The organism is Prevotella pallens, assembly GCF_900454935.1.
GTDB lineage: Bacteria > Bacteroidota > Bacteroidia > Bacteroidales > Bacteroidaceae > Prevotella > Prevotella pallens.
Genome location: NZ_UGTP01000001.1, coordinates 1467024 through 1483328, shown reverse-complemented (window position 1 = coordinate 1483328; position 16305 = coordinate 1467024). Strand labels below are relative to the sequence as shown.

Here is a 16305-nt window from a genome sequence, read left to right as displayed (position 1 = left end):
AAATAAATTTCACTTCTATGCAACGGGTATGAAATAATGTATTACTGTTCAGAATCTTATAGTAATAATAGTTTTAAGATATTGTAGAATAAAAGAATTCATAATTTTCATCTGAATAAACATCTTTCAAGTGGTATAATATAACGTTATAAAGGTTGCTGCTTTTTGTGATATCTAATTTGTAACTGACAGATATCTGAGACGAAAGTTATAGATATCTAAGACGAACGTGATAGATATCTAAAATAAAAGTAGCTGTATCTGATAGTCTTTTCTAAACATCTGAAACGTTTTATTTGATTGATGTATAGACAGTAGACACTACTTATAAATTCTTCACCTTTTTTCTACAGAATCTATAAATATGCTCTTGATGTCTGTAAAACTCTTATAATCATATTTATATAAAGATTCTATTGGAGCTGAACCATCAATGTATTCGTAAGAAAGGAGTATTATATTAAAAAAAAATGAAAAAAGATGCGATAAAATTTGGAGAGATAAAAATAATATAATACCTTTGCACCCGCAAATGAGAAATAGGAAATCTATTTTATTGCAGCGGGGTGTAGCGCAGCCCGGTAGCGCTCCTGGTTTGGGACCAGGTGGTCGCAGGTTCGAATCCTGTCGCCCCGACTTTAAAAGCATTTAGTGAAATGTTATTTGCGGAAATAGCTCAGTTGGTAGAGCACAACCTTGCCAAGGTTGGGGTCGCGAGTTCGAGTCTCGTTTTCCGCTCTTATTGATTTTTTTAATAAGTATAAGTAGATAAAGACCTGCTCTTGCGAGCCCAGGTGGCGGAATTGGTAGACGCGCACGTTTCAGGTGCGTGTGTTTATAACGTGCAGGTTCGAGTCCTGTTCTGGGCACAGTTACTTATATATGCACTTATGGAGAGGTGGCGGAATTGGTAGACGCGCTACTTTGAGGGGGTAGTGAAAATTGCTTCGTGGGAGTTCGAGTCTCCTCCTCTTCACTTAATATTAGATATAATTTCTTGAAAGAGAAATGAATTGTTGTTGCGGAAATAGCTCAGTTGGTAGAGCACAACCTTGCCAAGGTTGGGGTCGCGAGTTCGAGTCTCGTTTTCCGCTCTTATTTTTAACGAGAAACATACTAACACCAGCTAAATGAATTTATATTTAAGATATTTCGATAATGAGACATTAGCATATAATGTTGAAGAGGCATTAGATTTTCTTGCCTCAATTCCGGATATTCAACTTACACCAGAGTTGGAAGATGATATACGCTTGTATGCTGAGAGTGATGTTTATTACCCAAAACGATATAAGGTACGCCCGCGCGTGTACTTTATTATAATAAAGACAGAGGCTCAGACAATGCTTGATTTTAAGCAGAAAAAAGCTATCAGAATGGGAGGTATGACTTTGAAAAAAGAAAACCCAACAATAATGCATCTTAATGAAGAACGTGATGGGTGGTATGAAGGTACTCTAAATTTTAAGCGTGTGGTTTATATTGTTGCAACAGGAAAATATGAGTATCGAGATACTATATTTGTTGCACAATGTAAGTCTGTTTCTGGTATTGACTGTTATAACCGTATTGTTGATTACTTAAGAGATCGTGTAGACTCTCGTAGTCAGTTCCCATCAGCTAAAGGAAAAAACTTTAACTTTAGATATCTTGGTATGTGGAAATAATACCAATTGAAAGTTGATAATTATTATATTCTCAGTTATGAATAAGGTAATGTTGATAGGATATGTAGGTAAAGAACCTGAGGTACATTATTATGATACTGACCAATGCGTTGCATCTTTCCCTTTGGCAACCACAGAACGAGGATATACTTTAGCAAATGGAACAAAGGTGCCTGATCATACCGATTGGCATGATATAGTGTTATTTAAGAATCTTAGTAAATATGCTGAAAAATATATTCATAAGGGCGATAAACTTTATGTAGAAGGTCGGGTGCGATATCGTAATTATGATGATAAAAAAGGTATTCGTCGGCAAGTTACAGAAATTTATGTAGATTCTTTAGAATGGTTAGCTACATCTAAAAAGAATGAAGTCTCTAATGTTGGCACTGACGACCCATTACCACTGACAGACAACATAGATAATTTCAAATAATCATTTTAATGGATGATTTAGCTACATTTATAACCTCTCTTGTAGAGTTCCATACTCCAACACTTGGAGTCGTGTTTGCTGCAATCTTAGTATGTTTGCTTCTTTATGTTTCTGGCTTTGCGAGTGGCTCAGAGATAGCATTCTTTAGTTTGTCTCCTACTGATATTGACGAACTTGAACCACAAAAGAACAAGGTGGATAAGAATATCCAAATGCTTCGCGATGATAGTGAACGCACATTGGCAACAATACTTATTTTAAACAATTTGGTTAATGTTACGATTGTAATGTTATCTGGTTTCGTGTTACGTGAAACTGTGGTGTTTAAAGTTGCTTGGGTTGAAATATTTTGTGCAACAATTCTTCTAACTTTCCTTCTTCTTCTTTTTGGTGAAATTATGCCTAAAGTCTATAGCAGTATGAACCCACTAAGGTTTTGTCGTTATGCTGTTAATGGAATATTGGTAGCTCGTCGTGTATTCTGGCCGATAGAAAACATCTTGATGTGTAGTAGTTTCTTCGCAGAAAAAATTCTAAAGAAGAAAACAAGACGGTTATCAATGGATGAAATAGAACAGGCTCTAGAACTAACAAACAAGAATGAGATAAGCAGTGAGCAAGATATGCTTGAGGGCATTATTCGTTTTGTCGATAAGACAGTGAAGGAGATTATGACATCACGACAAGACATTATAGACCTTAATGTGCGTTCTAATTATGCAGAAGTTTTGAAATGTATTGTAGAAAATAATTATTCTCGGATACCTGTCTATCAAGATAATGAAGATAATATTCGTGGTATCCTATATATAAAAGATCTACTTCCATATTTAACAAAGCCAACTAACTTTAGATGGCAAAGTATGATACGCCCTCCTTTTTTTGTACCTGAAACAAAGAAGATAGATGACTTATTGCGTGAATTTCAAGAAAATAAAATGCACATAGCAATAGTTGTTGATGAATTTGGTGGAACAAGTGGACTTGTTACATTAGAGGATATTCTTGAAGAGATAGTTGGTGAGATAAATGATGAATTTGATGACGATAAATCTTTTTATCGGAAATTATCAACTAATGAGTATATATTTGAAGGAAAAACATCTATTGGCGATTTTACGAGAGTGTTAGATATTGATGATGATACTTTTGAGGAGATACAAGGTGATGCTGATTCTCTGGCAGGATTGTTACTAGAAATAAAGGGAGATTTCCCAATTTTACACGAAACAGCAAGATATAAGAACTTTCAGTTCGAAGTAATGGCTATTGAAAATCTGCGTATAAGTAAAATTAAAATAACAATCCAAAAAGATGGGAAGCAGTATTAGTTATCCTGCTAAAGATTTAATGTTAGGCACTCTTGATATTGCACTCGGTAGAGATGCTGAGAAGCAAGGAGAAAAAGAATTGCTAAGGCAGATGTTAGGTAACGATGTTAGTATTACCCATAATGAAGATGGAAAACCATTTATAAAAGGATATAATATTAGTGTATCACATACAAAGGGAATTGTAGCCATACTCTTGTCAAAACATTTACAAGTAGGAATAGATATAGAATACTACTCTGATAGGATAAAAAAGATTGCCGAAAGATTTTTGCGACCAGATGAAATATACAATGAGACACCTGATTTATTGACTGTGTGGTGCGCAAAAGAGGCAGTGTATAAACTCTATTCTGAACAGCATCTTACCTATCAGGAAATGAAGGTAGATGTTATAAATAAACGACTATTAAACCTAAAGACTAATATATGGATTGAATTTACACAATCGATATATTCTGATTACATTCTGGTTACATGTTGGATAAATAAGTAAAAAAGAGTTTAGATTCTTGGAAAAGCCATTTGAAAAACGTATCTTTGCAACTAAAGGTAATTGTGAATATGATGAAGAATCTATATATTGTGATAATATTCTCTGTTATGCCATCTTTAATTCTGGCACAGAATGGAGGAGTGAATTCTACTGTTTCAAAGAAAGACACTCAAAATAAAGAAAAGATTGTAACAGGCAAATCATCTGACTATAATAAAATTCGATATAAGAATGGAGATGTATATGAAGGTGAATTTGTGAAAGGGAAACGTCAAGGTGAAGGTACTTATTTCTTCTCAGATGGAGAAAAATATTCTGGACAATGGTTTCAGGATCAACAACATGGTAGAGGAGTATTTACATTTAAGAATGGAAATGTTTATGATGGTCTTTGGTATAAAGACTATCAGCAAGGTCATGGGGTAATGCGTTATTATAACGGTGATGTTTATGATGGCGAATGGGCTATGGATAAACGAAATGGAATGGGGCGTTATACTTTTGCCAATGGTGCGTATTACGATGGTATGTGGAAGAATGATGTTAAGAGTGGCCATGGTCGTTTTGTTTGGAAAGATGGCTCAGAATACGTAGGCGATTGGAATAATAATCTGAAAGAAGGTAAAGGTATTTATATTTATCACAGTGGTGAAGAATATAATGGTGATTGGAAGAATGACCTGCGCAATGGAAAAGGAGTATATAAGTTTAGTAACGGTGATATATACGAGGGAGACTATCTTGATGATGAAAGGACTGGGCAAGGGATATTACGCTATAAAAATGGTGAGCAATATACGGGCAGATTCTTAAAAGGGTTGAAGTCCGGATTTGGTACTATGGTGTGGAAAAATGGCGATACCTATGTCGGAAACTGGGAGAATGGATTACAAAACGGACAAGGAAAACTAACAAAAAAGGATAAGGATATTATAGAAGGACAGTTTCGTAATGGTTATATGGACGGGCAAATAATAATCCATTATGCAGATGGAAGTAGGTTTCGTGGTATGTATCGCAATGGAAAACGTAATGGAGGAGCAATAGAACAAGATAAAAAAGGAATACGTTTCGAAGGATTCTATCGAGATGACATACGTGATGGAAAGTTTACTGAAACTGATAGTAATGGGAACGTAGTTGCGCAAGGTTATTACGAAAAAGGTATTCGTCACAACAATTAACAGCAAAACAAAAAAGTTATGAAAAGACAGGATAAAATAATAACAGCCACGAGTGCAGAAAATAATACCCACTTGATGGGTATAGTAAAGAATGATAGTTATTTAACTCCTTTTAATGAGGCTATTTGTGGTAGACATAACCATGCTGTAGAACGTATTAAGGAATTAACTCTTGGAGGCAAGCAAACTCTTTCCGACTTTGCTAATGGATATAATTATTATGGCTTACATAAAGTAAAGGGGAAATGGATATTTCGTGAATGGGCACCCAATGCAACACACCTGTATTTGATAGGCGACTTTAATGATTGGAAATGCTGTGAAGATTACGAATGTAAAAGGAAAGAAGGAACTGATGGCGATTGGGAATTAACACTTGATGAAGATAAAATACATCATGGCGATTTGTTTAAAATGTATGTCTTGTGGGAAGGAGGAGAAGGTGAACGTATTCCTGCATGGGCACAACGAGTTGTTCAAGACGAAGAAACAAAAATATTCTCAGCCCAAGTATGGTGTCCTAAAAAGAAATATCATTGGAAACATAAGAACTTTAAGCCAAACAAATCTCCACTTCTTATTTATGAATGTCATATAGGAATGGCACAAGATGCTGAAAAAGTTGGTTCTTATCTCGAATTTAAAAATAATGTATTACCACGCATTGTAGACGAAGGATACAATGCAATTCAAATTATGGCAATACAAGAGCACCCATATTATGGTAGCTTTGGCTATCATGTAAGTTCATTCTTTGCTCCAAGTTCTCGTTTTGGTACTCCTGAAGAGCTCAAGGAACTCATTGACGAAGCGCATTCTAACGGATTAGCAGTTATTATGGATATTGTTCATTCACACGCTGTGAAGAATGAAATAGAAGGATTAGGAAATCTTGCAGGCGACCCTAATCAATATTTCTATCCAGGAGAGCGCCACGAACATCCTGCTTGGGATTCACTTTGTTTCGATTATGGGAAGAACGAAGTGTTACACTTTCTCTTATCGAATTGTAAATACTGGCTCGAAGAATTTCAGTTCGATGGCTTTCGCTTCGATGGTGTAACATCGATGTTGTATTATAGCCATGGTTTGGGCGAAGCTTTTTGTAACTATGCTGACTATTTTAATGGACATCAGGACGATAATGCAATCTGTTATCTCACATTAGCAAACTACTTAATACACGAAGTAAACCATCAAGCAATAACAATTGCTGAAGAGGTTTCAGGAATGCCAGGATTAGCTGCAAAATTTAAAGATGGTGGCTATGGATTTGATTATCGTATGGCAATGAATATTCCAGACTATTGGATAAAGACGATAAAAGAACTACCAGATGAGGCGTGGAAACCATCATCTATATTCTGGGAAGTAAAAAATAGACGTAGCGATGAACGTACAATATCTTACTGCGAGTCGCACGACCAAGCTTTAGTAGGTGATAAAACTATTATTTTTCGCTTAATAGATTCTGATATGTATTGGCATTTCAAAAAAGGCGATGAGAATGATAGGGCACGACGTGGTATTGCATTGCACAAGATGATACGATTGGTAACAGCAAGTACTATAAATGGTGGCTATTTAAACTTTATGGGTAACGAGTTTGGACACCCAGAATGGATAGATTTTCCTAGAGAAGGTAATGGGTGGAGTTATAAATATGCGCGACGTCAATGGAATCTGGTAGATAATAAAGAGCTTTGTTACCACTTTCTCAGCGACTTTGATAAGAAAATGCTGGAAGTTATAAAGAGTGAGCCTCACTTTAACGATACTGTATTGCAAGAAATATGGCATAACGACTCAGACCAAATACTAGCTTTTAGTCGGAATAATTTGATATTCGTTTTCAATTTTTCACCTACACGTTCATTCTCCGATTATGGTTTTCTTGTTCCTAATGGTAGTTATAAAGTGGTATTGAATACTGATTCGTGGGAATATGGAGGCTTTGGTTTTGTAGATGAAAAAGTTAAGCACATTACTTTATCCGATCCTCTTTATGAAAAAGATGGTAAAGGATGGTTGAAACTCTACATCCCGGCTCGAAGTGCCTTAGTTTTACGAAAGGAAAAATAATACGATGAATATAAAATATAGGTCTATGCGTATTTGTTGTGCAATAACATTTTGTGTTTTTACATTTTGTTATTTATACTTTTACCAGACCGATATTCTCTCTTATACACAATATGAGGCTTCTAATGGGCAGACTCATTATGTGGCATGGCTTGGTGCTGGCTTAATTACATTTGTGTTACAGCTTCTTCAAGTTTGTGTTTATTCTGTGTTGAAACTTAATAAACGCGGATATGCTTTAACTTATTTCCCTTCTGTCCTCTTCCTTACAATACTTACTTCTATTAAGTCTAACGGACCGATATCTACAATATGGGATACTTGGGCTTGGTTAGCTCCTCTGTTGTTGATTTTATATTTTATTATAGCATACAACGTGCGGCGTTACGAGCCATACGAGCCAGAAATAAGGTGTTCTGGTTTTGTTTCTCAACTATTGTGGATAAATCTTGGAACATTGACATCTTTTTTATTGCTAATAGGTATCTTTAGTAATTCAGATCGAAGCTTTCACGAAAGAATGAAGGTTGAAACATTAGTACTCAATAAGCAATATGAGGCAGCTTTGAGCAATATAAAGCGAATGAGAAATGTAGACTCGGCTACTACAATGCTTACTATATATTGTGTTGCACGTACTGGTCATCTACCCGATAGTCTGTACGAATATCGTTTAATTGGTGGAAAAGATGTGTTGTATCCAGGTAAAGTCCATTCTGTTTTTCTTCCCGATAGTGTTATAAAGAAGGCTACTTCCAGCTCTGTGCATTATCAGTTAAACGAATATTTATTAGATCGTAATCTTCCAACATTTAAAAAATTAGTTCAGAAATACTATCCAGTCGATAGTCTTCGACCTCGATATTACGCAGAAGCTTATAAGTTGTATGCATTGTTATCGAAAGGAATGAAGCCAAAGCCTCCTTATCCTAAAGGTAGTTATACAAGCTATTATTTTTCTGTAAGATAATGAAAGTTATACTTGCTTTCGATTCCTTTAAAGGTTCACTCACTGCCGATCAAGCTGTACATACGGCTGCCATAGGAGTATCTGATGCCTCTGCGGCAGCCGAAATTGTTTGTTTGCCAATGGCTGATGGAGGTGAAGGTACGGTTGAAGTTCTTGCACGTTACACAAATGCGAAGTGGGCTGTATGTAAAGTTCACAATTCGTTAATGCGCCCAATTATGGCTCGCTATGCTCTTAGTTCAGATTCGCATATTGCTATTTTAGAAATGGCAGCTGCAGCAGGTCTTACACAGGTGGATCCACTCAAGCGAAATCCAATGCGAACAACTACTTATGGAGTAGGAGAGATGCTTCTCCATGCCATAGCTGCTGGTGCTCAACACATAATTATTGGTATTGGTGGGAGTGCAACAAACGATGGCGGAGCAGGTATGTTGGCTGCTTTGGGGGCAAAATTCTATATAGGCAATTGTCTTGTTAATTATCCGACAGGGAACGACCTTATCCATATTACCTCTGTAGATTTTTCTTCGCTCGTTACGTTACGAGATATTCAGATAGAAATACTTTGTGATGTTAATAACCCTTTGTTTGGGCATAATGGCGCCGCATACGTTTATGCACCTCAGAAAGGAGCAAACCCTACAGAAGTAGAATTGTTAGATAGTGGCTTAAGAAACTTTGCTCACCTTTGTAAGAATGACCCTACTGTTCCCGGTAGCGGAGCTGCGGGCGGATTGGGTTATGCATTTCGTATGCTCGGTGCGCAGTTACGTAAAGGTATAGATGTAGTTTTAGATGCGGCAGAACTAACTAAACATTTGCAAGGTGCTGATTTGGTGATAACGGGTGAAGGTAAAATAGATAACCAAACACTAAACAATAAACTTCCCTTTGGTGTAATGTCGCTTGCTAAAGCCAACAATATTCCAACTATTGCACTTGCTGGGCGTGTTGATAATATTGATTTATTATTATCAGCAGGGTTTTATAAAGTGCTCGGAATTAATCCTTCAAATTCTTCTTTATCCGAAGCAATGGACGTCAAAGTAGCTGCAAGCCGTTTACGTAATACAACTAAAGAGGTGATAATACATTTCTTGCAAACTATTGATAGCTAAGGATTTATCATTAAATTACTCTCACAATATAACGTTAAAAGTTACTCATATTAATCTCAGATGACTGAAACAACTTTTGCAGATATCTAAGAAGAGAAGAATAGATATCTGAAACGATGCTTACAGATATCTAAAACAATGTAAGCTATAAACAAGACAAACGAACCTCCTTTAAAGAGACTTTTGAGTCGACAAATATCTGCAAAAGACACAATATAGTGCCATAAGTAATGCAGTTAATTCACAATACACAGTAAGTACGCCTATTCTTCACACTCGCTCTGCAGATGGTGGACAACTATTTAGCAAGTATCGCCCATTATTATAATTGCCCATATCTAAAAGGAAACCATAATGCACCTTATTATTTTACATAGAAAAAGAAAGGATAATAACTATTGATACAGAAATGCACAATAGAAGGGGGGGTAAACTTCAATAGATATTTTCTAACAATGCACACCTAAATTGTTAGATATAAGTAGATGCTTTTTACTAGAGTTACAGAAACCTTATCTTATTATATAAGACATACAAAAGCTTATGGATTGCTTGCTTGACTGAGTTTGATATCCATCAGTGGAATATTCAGCCTTTTACACTACTAGTATAACGATAAAGAGCACGCCAAAATGGCGTGCTCTTCTATCAAAATAAAATAAAGATATCTTATAAATCAGTATTAAGCATTTTCGCTCCAATCTTCCTTGCTCTTGCGAACGTAACTTTGGTAACGAAGTTTTGCCATTTTCTCTGCAGCATCGAAGAGTTCTTGTGCCTCGTTAGGATAAGCTTTCTTAACTGAGAGATAGCGTACTTCACCCATCAAGAAGTCTTGGAACTTGCTCCAATCTGGCTCTTTAGAGTCGAGAGAGAATGGGTTCTTTCCTTCTTCTGCCAATACAGGGTTGTAACGCCACAAGTGCCAGTAACCACTTTCTACAGCGCGACCTTCTTCTGCCTGACTCTTGCCCATACCACCTTTAGCCTTTAGACCATGGTTGATACATGGTGCGTAAGCGATGATGAGTGATGGACCAGGATATGCTTCAGCTTCGCGAATAGCTTTAAGAGTCTGTGCCTGATCAGCACCCATAGCTATTTGTGCAACATAAACATAGCCGTATGTGGTTGCCATCAAACCGAGGTCCTTCTTGCGGATACGCTTACCCTGTGCAGCAAACTGTGCAATAGCACCGAGTGGTGTAGACTTAGAGCTCTGACCGCCAGTGTTAGAGTAAACCTCAGTGTCGAGAACAAGGATATTTACATCTTCGCCAGAAGCAATAACGTGGTCAAGGCCACCGTAACCGATGTCGTAAGAAGCGCCATCACCACCAATAATCCATTGTGAACGCTTCACCAAGTAGTGGTCTAATGTCTTCAATTCCTTACAGATTGGGCAACCTGCTTCAGCACCAGCAGCAATCATTGGTTTCAATGCTGCACTTGCTTCCTTAGATGCATCAGCATTGTCTTTAGCCTCTATCCATGCTTGTGCGGCTGCTTTGAATTCAGCAGATACGTGGTCTTCGTTCATAGCATCGTTCAAAAGTTTAGTAATGCGTTCACGCATCTTCTTATTACCAAGAGCCATACCCAAACCAAATTCGCAGAAGTCCTCGAACAAAGAGTTGTCGAAAGCAGGACCTTGACCATTTTCATTGGTTGTGTAGGGAGTAGAAGGAATTGACGCAGAATATATAGAAGAACAACCTGTAGCGTTAGAAATCATTTCACGGTCGCCAAAGAGTTGAGAAACCAACTTAACGTATGGTGTTTCACCACAACCAGCGCAGGCTCCAGAGAACTCGAACAATGGTTGAGCAAACTGAGAGTTCTTAACGTTGCTCTTTATGTCTACTAAATGTTGCTTTGTTTTTACATTCTTAACCAAGTAGTCCCAGTTATCTATTTGTTGCTGATCGCGTGTGAATGGAACCATAGCAAGTGCCTTGCCATTCTTATTACCAGGACAAACATCGGCGCAGTTTCCACAACCAACACAGTCGAGAACGCTAACCTGAATGCGGAAGTGCATACCAGCCATAGGTTTTGGTACTTTCATATCCAATGTATTGTCGCCAAATCCATTAATTTCTTCGTCATCAAGAACGAATGGACGGATACAAGCATGAGGACAAACGTATGCACACTTATTACACTGTATACAGTTCTCTGGGGTCCATTCAGGGTTGAATGCCTCAACACCACGCTTTTCGAATGCAGCAGAACCGTTCTTCATTGTACCGTCTACCATATCGTACTTAATGAAATCGGAAACTTTGAGTAAGTCGCCAACCTGACCATTGATAGGACGGACAATCTCTTTGATGTATGCAGGTGCATTGTCATTAGAGTCTTCAGCATCATCAGCAAGATTAGCCCATGAAGGATCTACAGTCAATTGCTTATATTCGCCACCGCGGTCTACAGCAGCATAGTTCTTGTCTACAACATCTTGTCCCTTGTTACCGTAAGACTTAACAATGAACTCTTTCATTTGCTCAACAGCCAAATCTACAGGTATAACCTTTGTAATGCGGAAGAATGCACTCTGAAGAATAGTATTGGTACGGTTGCCGAGACCAATTTCTTGTGCAATCTTTGTTGCGTTGATATAGTAAACGGTAATATTGTTCTGAGCGAAGTAACGTTTAATTCTGTTCGGAATGAAGTTTGCAAGTTCTTCGCCTTCGAAGATTGTATTCAAAAGGAAAGTACCATTCTTCTGTAAACCACGAATTACATCGTACATACGTAAGTATGCCTGAACATGACAAGCAACAAAGTTAGGTGTATTTACCTGATAAGTAGAACGGATTTCGCTGTCTCCAAAACGAAGGTGAGAACAAGTAAAACCACCAGACTTCTTAGAGTCGTAAGAGAAATATGCTTGGCAATGTTTGTTAGTGTTATCACCAATAATCTTAACAGAGTTCTTGTTTGCACCAACGGTACCGTCAGCTCCCAGACCATAGAACTTAGCTTCGAACATACCTTCGCCACCCATAGGAATCTCGTCAATCAATGGAAGCGAAGTGAAAGTAACATCATCTACAATACCAACAGTAAAGTGGTCTTTAGGCTCTGGAAGTTCTAGGTTGTTGAATACAGAAATAATGTGTGCAGGTGTGGTATCAGAAGAACCAAGACCATAACGTCCACCTACAATTAAAGGTTTGTTTTCAACATCGTAGAATGCGCTCTTTACATCAAGATACAATGGTTCTCCTTCTGCACCAGGTTCTTTTGTTCTGTCGAGTACAGCAATACGCTTTACTGTCTTTGGAACAGCTGCAAGCAAATGCTTAACAGAGAAAGGACGATAAAGGTGAACAGAAATCATACCAATTTTCTTACCGTGCCTAATTTGATAGTCGATAGCTTCGCGTGCGGCTTCAGTAGCAGACCCCATAAGGATAATAATGTTTTCTGCATCTTCAGCACCATAGTATGAGAAAAGGTGATATTCACGACCAGTAATATCTTTTATCTTTGCTAAGTAATCTTCAACTACTTCTGGAATATTCTCGTAGTATTGATTGCAAGCCTCACGGTGTGTGAAGAATGTTTCTGGATTTTCAGCAGTACCACGAGTAACAGGACGCTCTGGAGAGAGTGCACGGTCGCGGAATCGTTTAACGTCAGCTGGATCGAGTAACTTAGCTACTTCATCTTGGTCAATCATCTCAATCTTCTGATATTCGTGAGATGTGCGGAAACCATCGAAGAAGTTTACAAATGGAATGCTTGTCTTCAACGAAGCAAGATGTGGAACTGCTGTAAGGTCCATAACCTCTTGTACTGAACCAGAACAGAACATTGCAAAACCTGTTTGACGACAAGCCATAACGTCTGAATGGTCGCCAAAGATACACAATGAGTGAGTAGCAAGTGTACGTGCAGAAACATCGAACACGCAAGGCAACATCTCACCAGCAATCTTATACATATTAGGTATCATCAGCAACAAACCTTGTGAAGCTGTGAATGTTGTTGTAAGTGCACCGGCTTGGAGTGAACCGTGCATAGCACCAGCTGCACCACCTTCTGATTGCATTTCCTGAACAGTTACTGTTTGGCCGAAAAGATTTTTACGACCTTTCGCTGCCCATGTATCAACATGCTCTGCCATTGGAGAAGACGGAGTAATAGGGTAGATTGCTGCTACCTCTGAAAACATGTAGCTTACATGTGCTGCAGCTTCATTACCATCACAGGTAATATACTTTTTTTCTTTCGCCATTGTCTTTATTTTATTAAATGTTTCTATAATGTTTTTGGTCTGTTTTGTATAGGCCTATCTATTAACAATCTTTTTTATATCATTTATGTATGTACTTTAGTCTTAGTTTCAGTATAGAAAGCCAAAGAGCCAAAGAGGAATCTTATTGTCTTTTCCTACTTTCATATTGTAACGTACATATATTGTATCATTGTTTAAACGCATTTTTGTATTCTCTGCATCGCATACCCTAAAACGTCTATTTCTGTCTATTATATAGTATCCACATTTGTTTCCTTCATTTATTGTATGCTTGGAAAGTAGGGCATTCACAAAAAATGTTTCCATTACCTCTTGCTGCTCTATGTGTATCGGATATATTGCGTAAATGAGATTAGAATTATTCATTATTACCTTTGCAGGCTTCTTGGGAAAATCTTGACCAACAGAATAAATAATATTTATCAAGCGTGAATCTGATAGATATTTAATGTAGTTCATAACAGTTGCACGACTTGTATTTATCTCTTTAGCTAAATTGCTTATATTGGGTGATTTTGGACCTTCTAAAGCAAGCAGATAAAAAAGTGTCTTGATTTTAGTGAGATATTTTAATTCTATTTGCTTTATGAGCAAGATATCAACCTCTGTCATCATGTTCATAGTCTTCAATAGATTTTCAGAATAATTTCTGTTCTCTAAAAAGAAAGGATAATAGCCATGATGAATGTAATCTTGGAAATATTCGAGTGGATTAATCTTTGTCAGTATTTGTGTTGCTATTTGTTCGTGGTTCTCAATGATATCATTAAGCGAATAGCTTGAGAAACTATTTCCTGACATATAATTTAAGAACTCTCTAAAGGAGAAACCTCGTAAATTATAGCTCTTAACAATACCATTAAGTTCAGGATTTTCTTCTTTTAGACGCATAACACTAGACCCAGTAAATACAATCTTTAATTCAGGATAATTATCATAACATCTACGCAAGTCGCTACTCCAATTGGGCTGTTTAAAAACCTGATCAATAAGCAAGACGCGTCCCCCATTTCGATAGAACTCTCCTGCAAAGTCAGAAATACCTTTCTCTTGGAAATAGAAGTTGTTCATATTTATGTAAAGACATTTTCGGTCGTTAGCACCAAACTTCTCTTTAGCATATTGAAGAAGGAAGGTCGTTTTTCCAACGCCACGTGTTCCTTTGATGCCTATCAACTGATCATTCCAATCAATCTCGTCCATAAGCATACGTCTCACTGGAGCATAATTATGTTCCACTAAATAGGTGTGAGTACGGAAAAATGCATCCATCTTATAACAAAATTATTTCATATCCTAATAGCACTATCAGGCAACACATTTATATATGCATATACCTAATAATATTGTGTGCAAAGATAATATTTATTTCTTTAATTTGCAAACTATACATGGCAAAAAAGACCTTTTTACTATTATTTATATTTTGTCTTTTTAAGTATTTGCTGTATCTTTGCATACGGTTAGTAGACTTTCTTTACTCTCATTTGTAGAATGTTTGCAAAAGTCATAATAGAAAAAATAAAATGAAACTTCATGTATTCAATCCTGAGCACGATATTTCGTTAGCGCAAAATAATCCTAATCAAACCCCATCACGTGCAGCATTGCAAATACGTAATGATTTGGATTTTATTCCTTATATCTGGGCAGCTCAAGGCGATGTTATATTGGTAAATGATGTAATGAAGGCGTATGAAGCCGTTGAAAAACTTCGATTGAAAGATAAGAATGTTTCTTTTATAGATGCAGACATTTTAGAAAAGTATTCAGATGAAATAGATGCTATTCTACCTTGGGGATGGGATTGCGCAATAAAGGAGCACTTAAAACGTTTAGGTATATCGCAGACTCTTTTGCCTTCAAGCAAGCAATTATCTGAAATACGCAATTTAAATAATAGAAAGGCATCTATAAATTGGTTATTGTTTTTAAAGGCGCATCTTCCTTACGCTACGACAGTTGGAGAGGCATACTATTATAACAACATTAATGATTTGTGTGCAAAGGCTAAAGAGATAGGGAAAGCTGTAATAAAAGCTCCTTGGAGCGGTAGTGGTAGAGGATTACGATTTACCGACAGAAATATCTCTACAGTACACCTAAATTGGGCAAAGAATATTATAACACATCAGCAGGGCATTATTTTAGAGCCATATTATAATAAGGTGCAAGATTTTGCTATGGAGTTCTATATAGAAGGTGAAGTAAAATATTGTGGTTTGTCTATTTTCCAGTCTTTACATGGGGCGTATACAGGTAGTATTATTGATACAGAAGAAAGAAAACGCAATTTCTTAAGTAAGTATGTGGATATAGAATTATTGGATACAATAAAACTTACTCTAATAAACTTATTAGAATGCAATATTAAATATAACTACAAGGGTCCTTTGGGAATTGATATGATGATTGTTGAGAAGAGATCTTTATCTACTTCTTCATTATATGCTATTCATCCTTTTGTTGAAATAAACTTTCGCCGTACAATGGGGCATGTCGCTTTATCGCTTTCTAATAATTTCCAAATACATAACAAGATGATGCGAATAACGTATAATGGTTCGCATCATACATTAGAATTAAACGATAGAACTTACCCTAACATTTAAAATATAACCAAAATACGAGGAATGAAATAACTAGAGCTATTATACATGTAATAGTTAGCATTATACGTGCTATAATCTTTCTTCTGCGAACTAAAGAAGAATGTTTTTGTTGATTGAATCCTGAATACTGATC

11 protein-coding genes and 5 tRNA genes are annotated in these 16305 nt (G+C 36.8%); 14 read left to right on the top strand and 2 right to left on the bottom strand.

Annotated elements, in window-relative coordinates; all coding sequences use genetic code 11:
* Positions 1 to 562 precede the first annotated feature (562 nt).
* From DX009_RS06345 to DX009_RS06285, 13 genes are all read left to right on the top strand, one after another.
* A tRNA-Pro gene (locus DX009_RS06345) sits at positions 563 to 636 on the top strand.
* Between the two features lie 29 nt (positions 637 to 665).
* Positions 666 to 738, top strand: a tRNA-Gly gene (locus tag DX009_RS06340).
* 50 nt (positions 739 to 788) lie between these two features.
* Positions 789 to 869: transfer RNA gene (locus DX009_RS06335), tRNA-Leu, on the top strand.
* A gap of 23 nt (positions 870 to 892) precedes the next feature.
* Positions 893 to 976: transfer RNA gene (locus DX009_RS06330), tRNA-Leu, on the top strand.
* Between the two features lie 45 nt (positions 977 to 1021).
* Positions 1022 to 1094, top strand: a tRNA-Gly gene (locus tag DX009_RS06325).
* A 36-nt stretch (positions 1095 to 1130) separates the two neighbouring features.
* On the top strand, positions 1131 to 1667 hold the full coding sequence (locus DX009_RS06320) for a hypothetical protein (protein ID WP_006044684.1): 537 nt from the start codon (positions 1131 to 1133) through the stop codon (positions 1665 to 1667).
* A 37-nt stretch (positions 1668 to 1704) separates the two neighbouring features.
* Positions 1705 to 2106 carry a single-stranded DNA-binding protein gene (locus DX009_RS06315; RefSeq protein ID WP_115083406.1) on the top strand — a complete coding sequence of 134 codons (402 nt, stop codon included), beginning with the start codon at positions 1705 to 1707 and terminating at the stop codon, positions 2104 to 2106.
* A gap of 8 nt (positions 2107 to 2114) precedes the next feature.
* Positions 2115 to 3437, top strand: a complete 1323-nt coding sequence (gene gldE / locus DX009_RS06310) for a gliding motility-associated protein GldE (protein WP_115083405.1) — start codon at positions 2115 to 2117, stop codon at positions 3435 to 3437.
* Positions 3421 to 3933 (top strand): 4'-phosphopantetheinyl transferase family protein, encoded by a 513-nt coding sequence (locus DX009_RS06305; RefSeq protein WP_115083404.1) that lies wholly within the window; start codon positions 3421 to 3423, stop codon positions 3931 to 3933. Before gldE ends, DX009_RS06305 begins: the two co-directional genes overlap by 17 nt.
* 71 nt (positions 3934 to 4004) lie before the next feature.
* Entirely contained in the window at positions 4005 to 5117 is a 1113-nt protein-coding gene (locus DX009_RS06300; protein WP_115083824.1) for an MORN repeat-containing protein, read from the top strand.
* A gap of 18 nt (positions 5118 to 5135) precedes the next feature.
* Positions 5136 to 7199: an alpha amylase C-terminal domain-containing protein gene (locus DX009_RS06295; protein ID WP_115083403.1), complete on the top strand. Its 2064-nt coding sequence runs from the start codon at positions 5136 to 5138 to the stop codon at positions 7197 to 7199.
* Positions 7200 to 7203: 4 nt separating this feature from the next.
* On the top strand, positions 7204 to 8169 hold the full coding sequence (locus DX009_RS06290; protein ID WP_245944598.1) for a hypothetical protein: 966 nt from the start codon (positions 7204 to 7206) through the stop codon (positions 8167 to 8169).
* A complete protein-coding gene (locus DX009_RS06285; RefSeq protein ID WP_115083402.1) occupies positions 8169 to 9290 on the top strand; it encodes a glycerate kinase in 1122 nt (373 codons plus the stop codon). Before DX009_RS06290 ends, DX009_RS06285 begins: the two co-directional genes overlap by 1 nt.
* Positions 9291 to 9972: 682 nt before the next feature.
* Here the strand turns inward: DX009_RS06285 and nifJ are convergent.
* Both nifJ and DX009_RS06275 read right to left on the bottom strand, forming a co-directional pair.
* The gene (nifJ, locus tag DX009_RS06280) at positions 9973 to 13539 is read right to left on the bottom strand and encodes a pyruvate:ferredoxin (flavodoxin) oxidoreductase (RefSeq protein ID WP_115083401.1); all 3567 of its coding nucleotides are present in this window, start codon (positions 13537 to 13539) and stop codon (positions 9973 to 9975) included.
* Positions 13540 to 13647: 108 nt separating this feature from the next.
* Positions 13648 to 14832, bottom strand: coding sequence for an ATP-binding protein (locus DX009_RS06275; protein ID WP_115083400.1), 1185 nt, complete (start codon positions 14830 to 14832; stop codon positions 13648 to 13650).
* Positions 14833 to 15086: 254 nt separating this feature from the next.
* Here DX009_RS06275 and DX009_RS06270 point away from each other — a divergent pair, with 254 nt between their 5' ends.
* Positions 15087 to 16172, top strand: coding sequence for a hypothetical protein (locus DX009_RS06270; protein WP_115083399.1), 1086 nt, complete (start codon positions 15087 to 15089; stop codon positions 16170 to 16172).
* The last annotated feature ends 133 nt before the right edge of the window (positions 16173 to 16305 follow it).

Bases quoted from the DNA above. Each gene is read 5' to 3' on its own strand.
- DX009_RS06315 (WP_115083406.1), top strand. From the start codon at position 1,705: ATGAATAAGGTAATGTTGATAGGATATGTAGGTAAAGAACCTGAGGTA.
- DX009_RS06320 (WP_006044684.1), top strand. From the start codon at position 1,131: ATGAATTTATATTTAAGATATTTCGATAATGAGACATTAGCATATAAT.
- DX009_RS06305 (WP_115083404.1), top strand. From the start codon at position 3,421: ATGGGAAGCAGTATTAGTTATCCTGCTAAAGATTTAATGTTAGGCACT.
- DX009_RS06270 (WP_115083399.1), top strand. From the start codon at position 15,087: ATGAAACTTCATGTATTCAATCCTGAGCACGATATTTCGTTAGCGCAA.
- DX009_RS06285 (WP_115083402.1), top strand. From the start codon at position 8,169: ATGAAAGTTATACTTGCTTTCGATTCCTTTAAAGGTTCACTCACTGCC.
- nifJ (WP_115083401.1), bottom strand. From the start codon at position 13,539: ATGGCGAAAGAAAAAAAGTATATTACCTGTGATGGTAATGAAGCTGCA.
- DX009_RS06295 (WP_115083403.1), top strand. From the start codon at position 5,136: ATGAAAAGACAGGATAAAATAATAACAGCCACGAGTGCAGAAAATAAT.
- gldE (WP_115083405.1), top strand. From the start codon at position 2,115: ATGGATGATTTAGCTACATTTATAACCTCTCTTGTAGAGTTCCATACT.
- DX009_RS06300 (WP_115083824.1), top strand. From the start codon at position 4,005: ATGAAGAATCTATATATTGTGATAATATTCTCTGTTATGCCATCTTTA.
- DX009_RS06275 (WP_115083400.1), bottom strand. From the start codon at position 14,832: ATGGATGCATTTTTCCGTACTCACACCTATTTAGTGGAACATAATTAT.
- DX009_RS06290 (WP_245944598.1), top strand. From the start codon at position 7,204: ATGAATATAAAATATAGGTCTATGCGTATTTGTTGTGCAATAACATTT.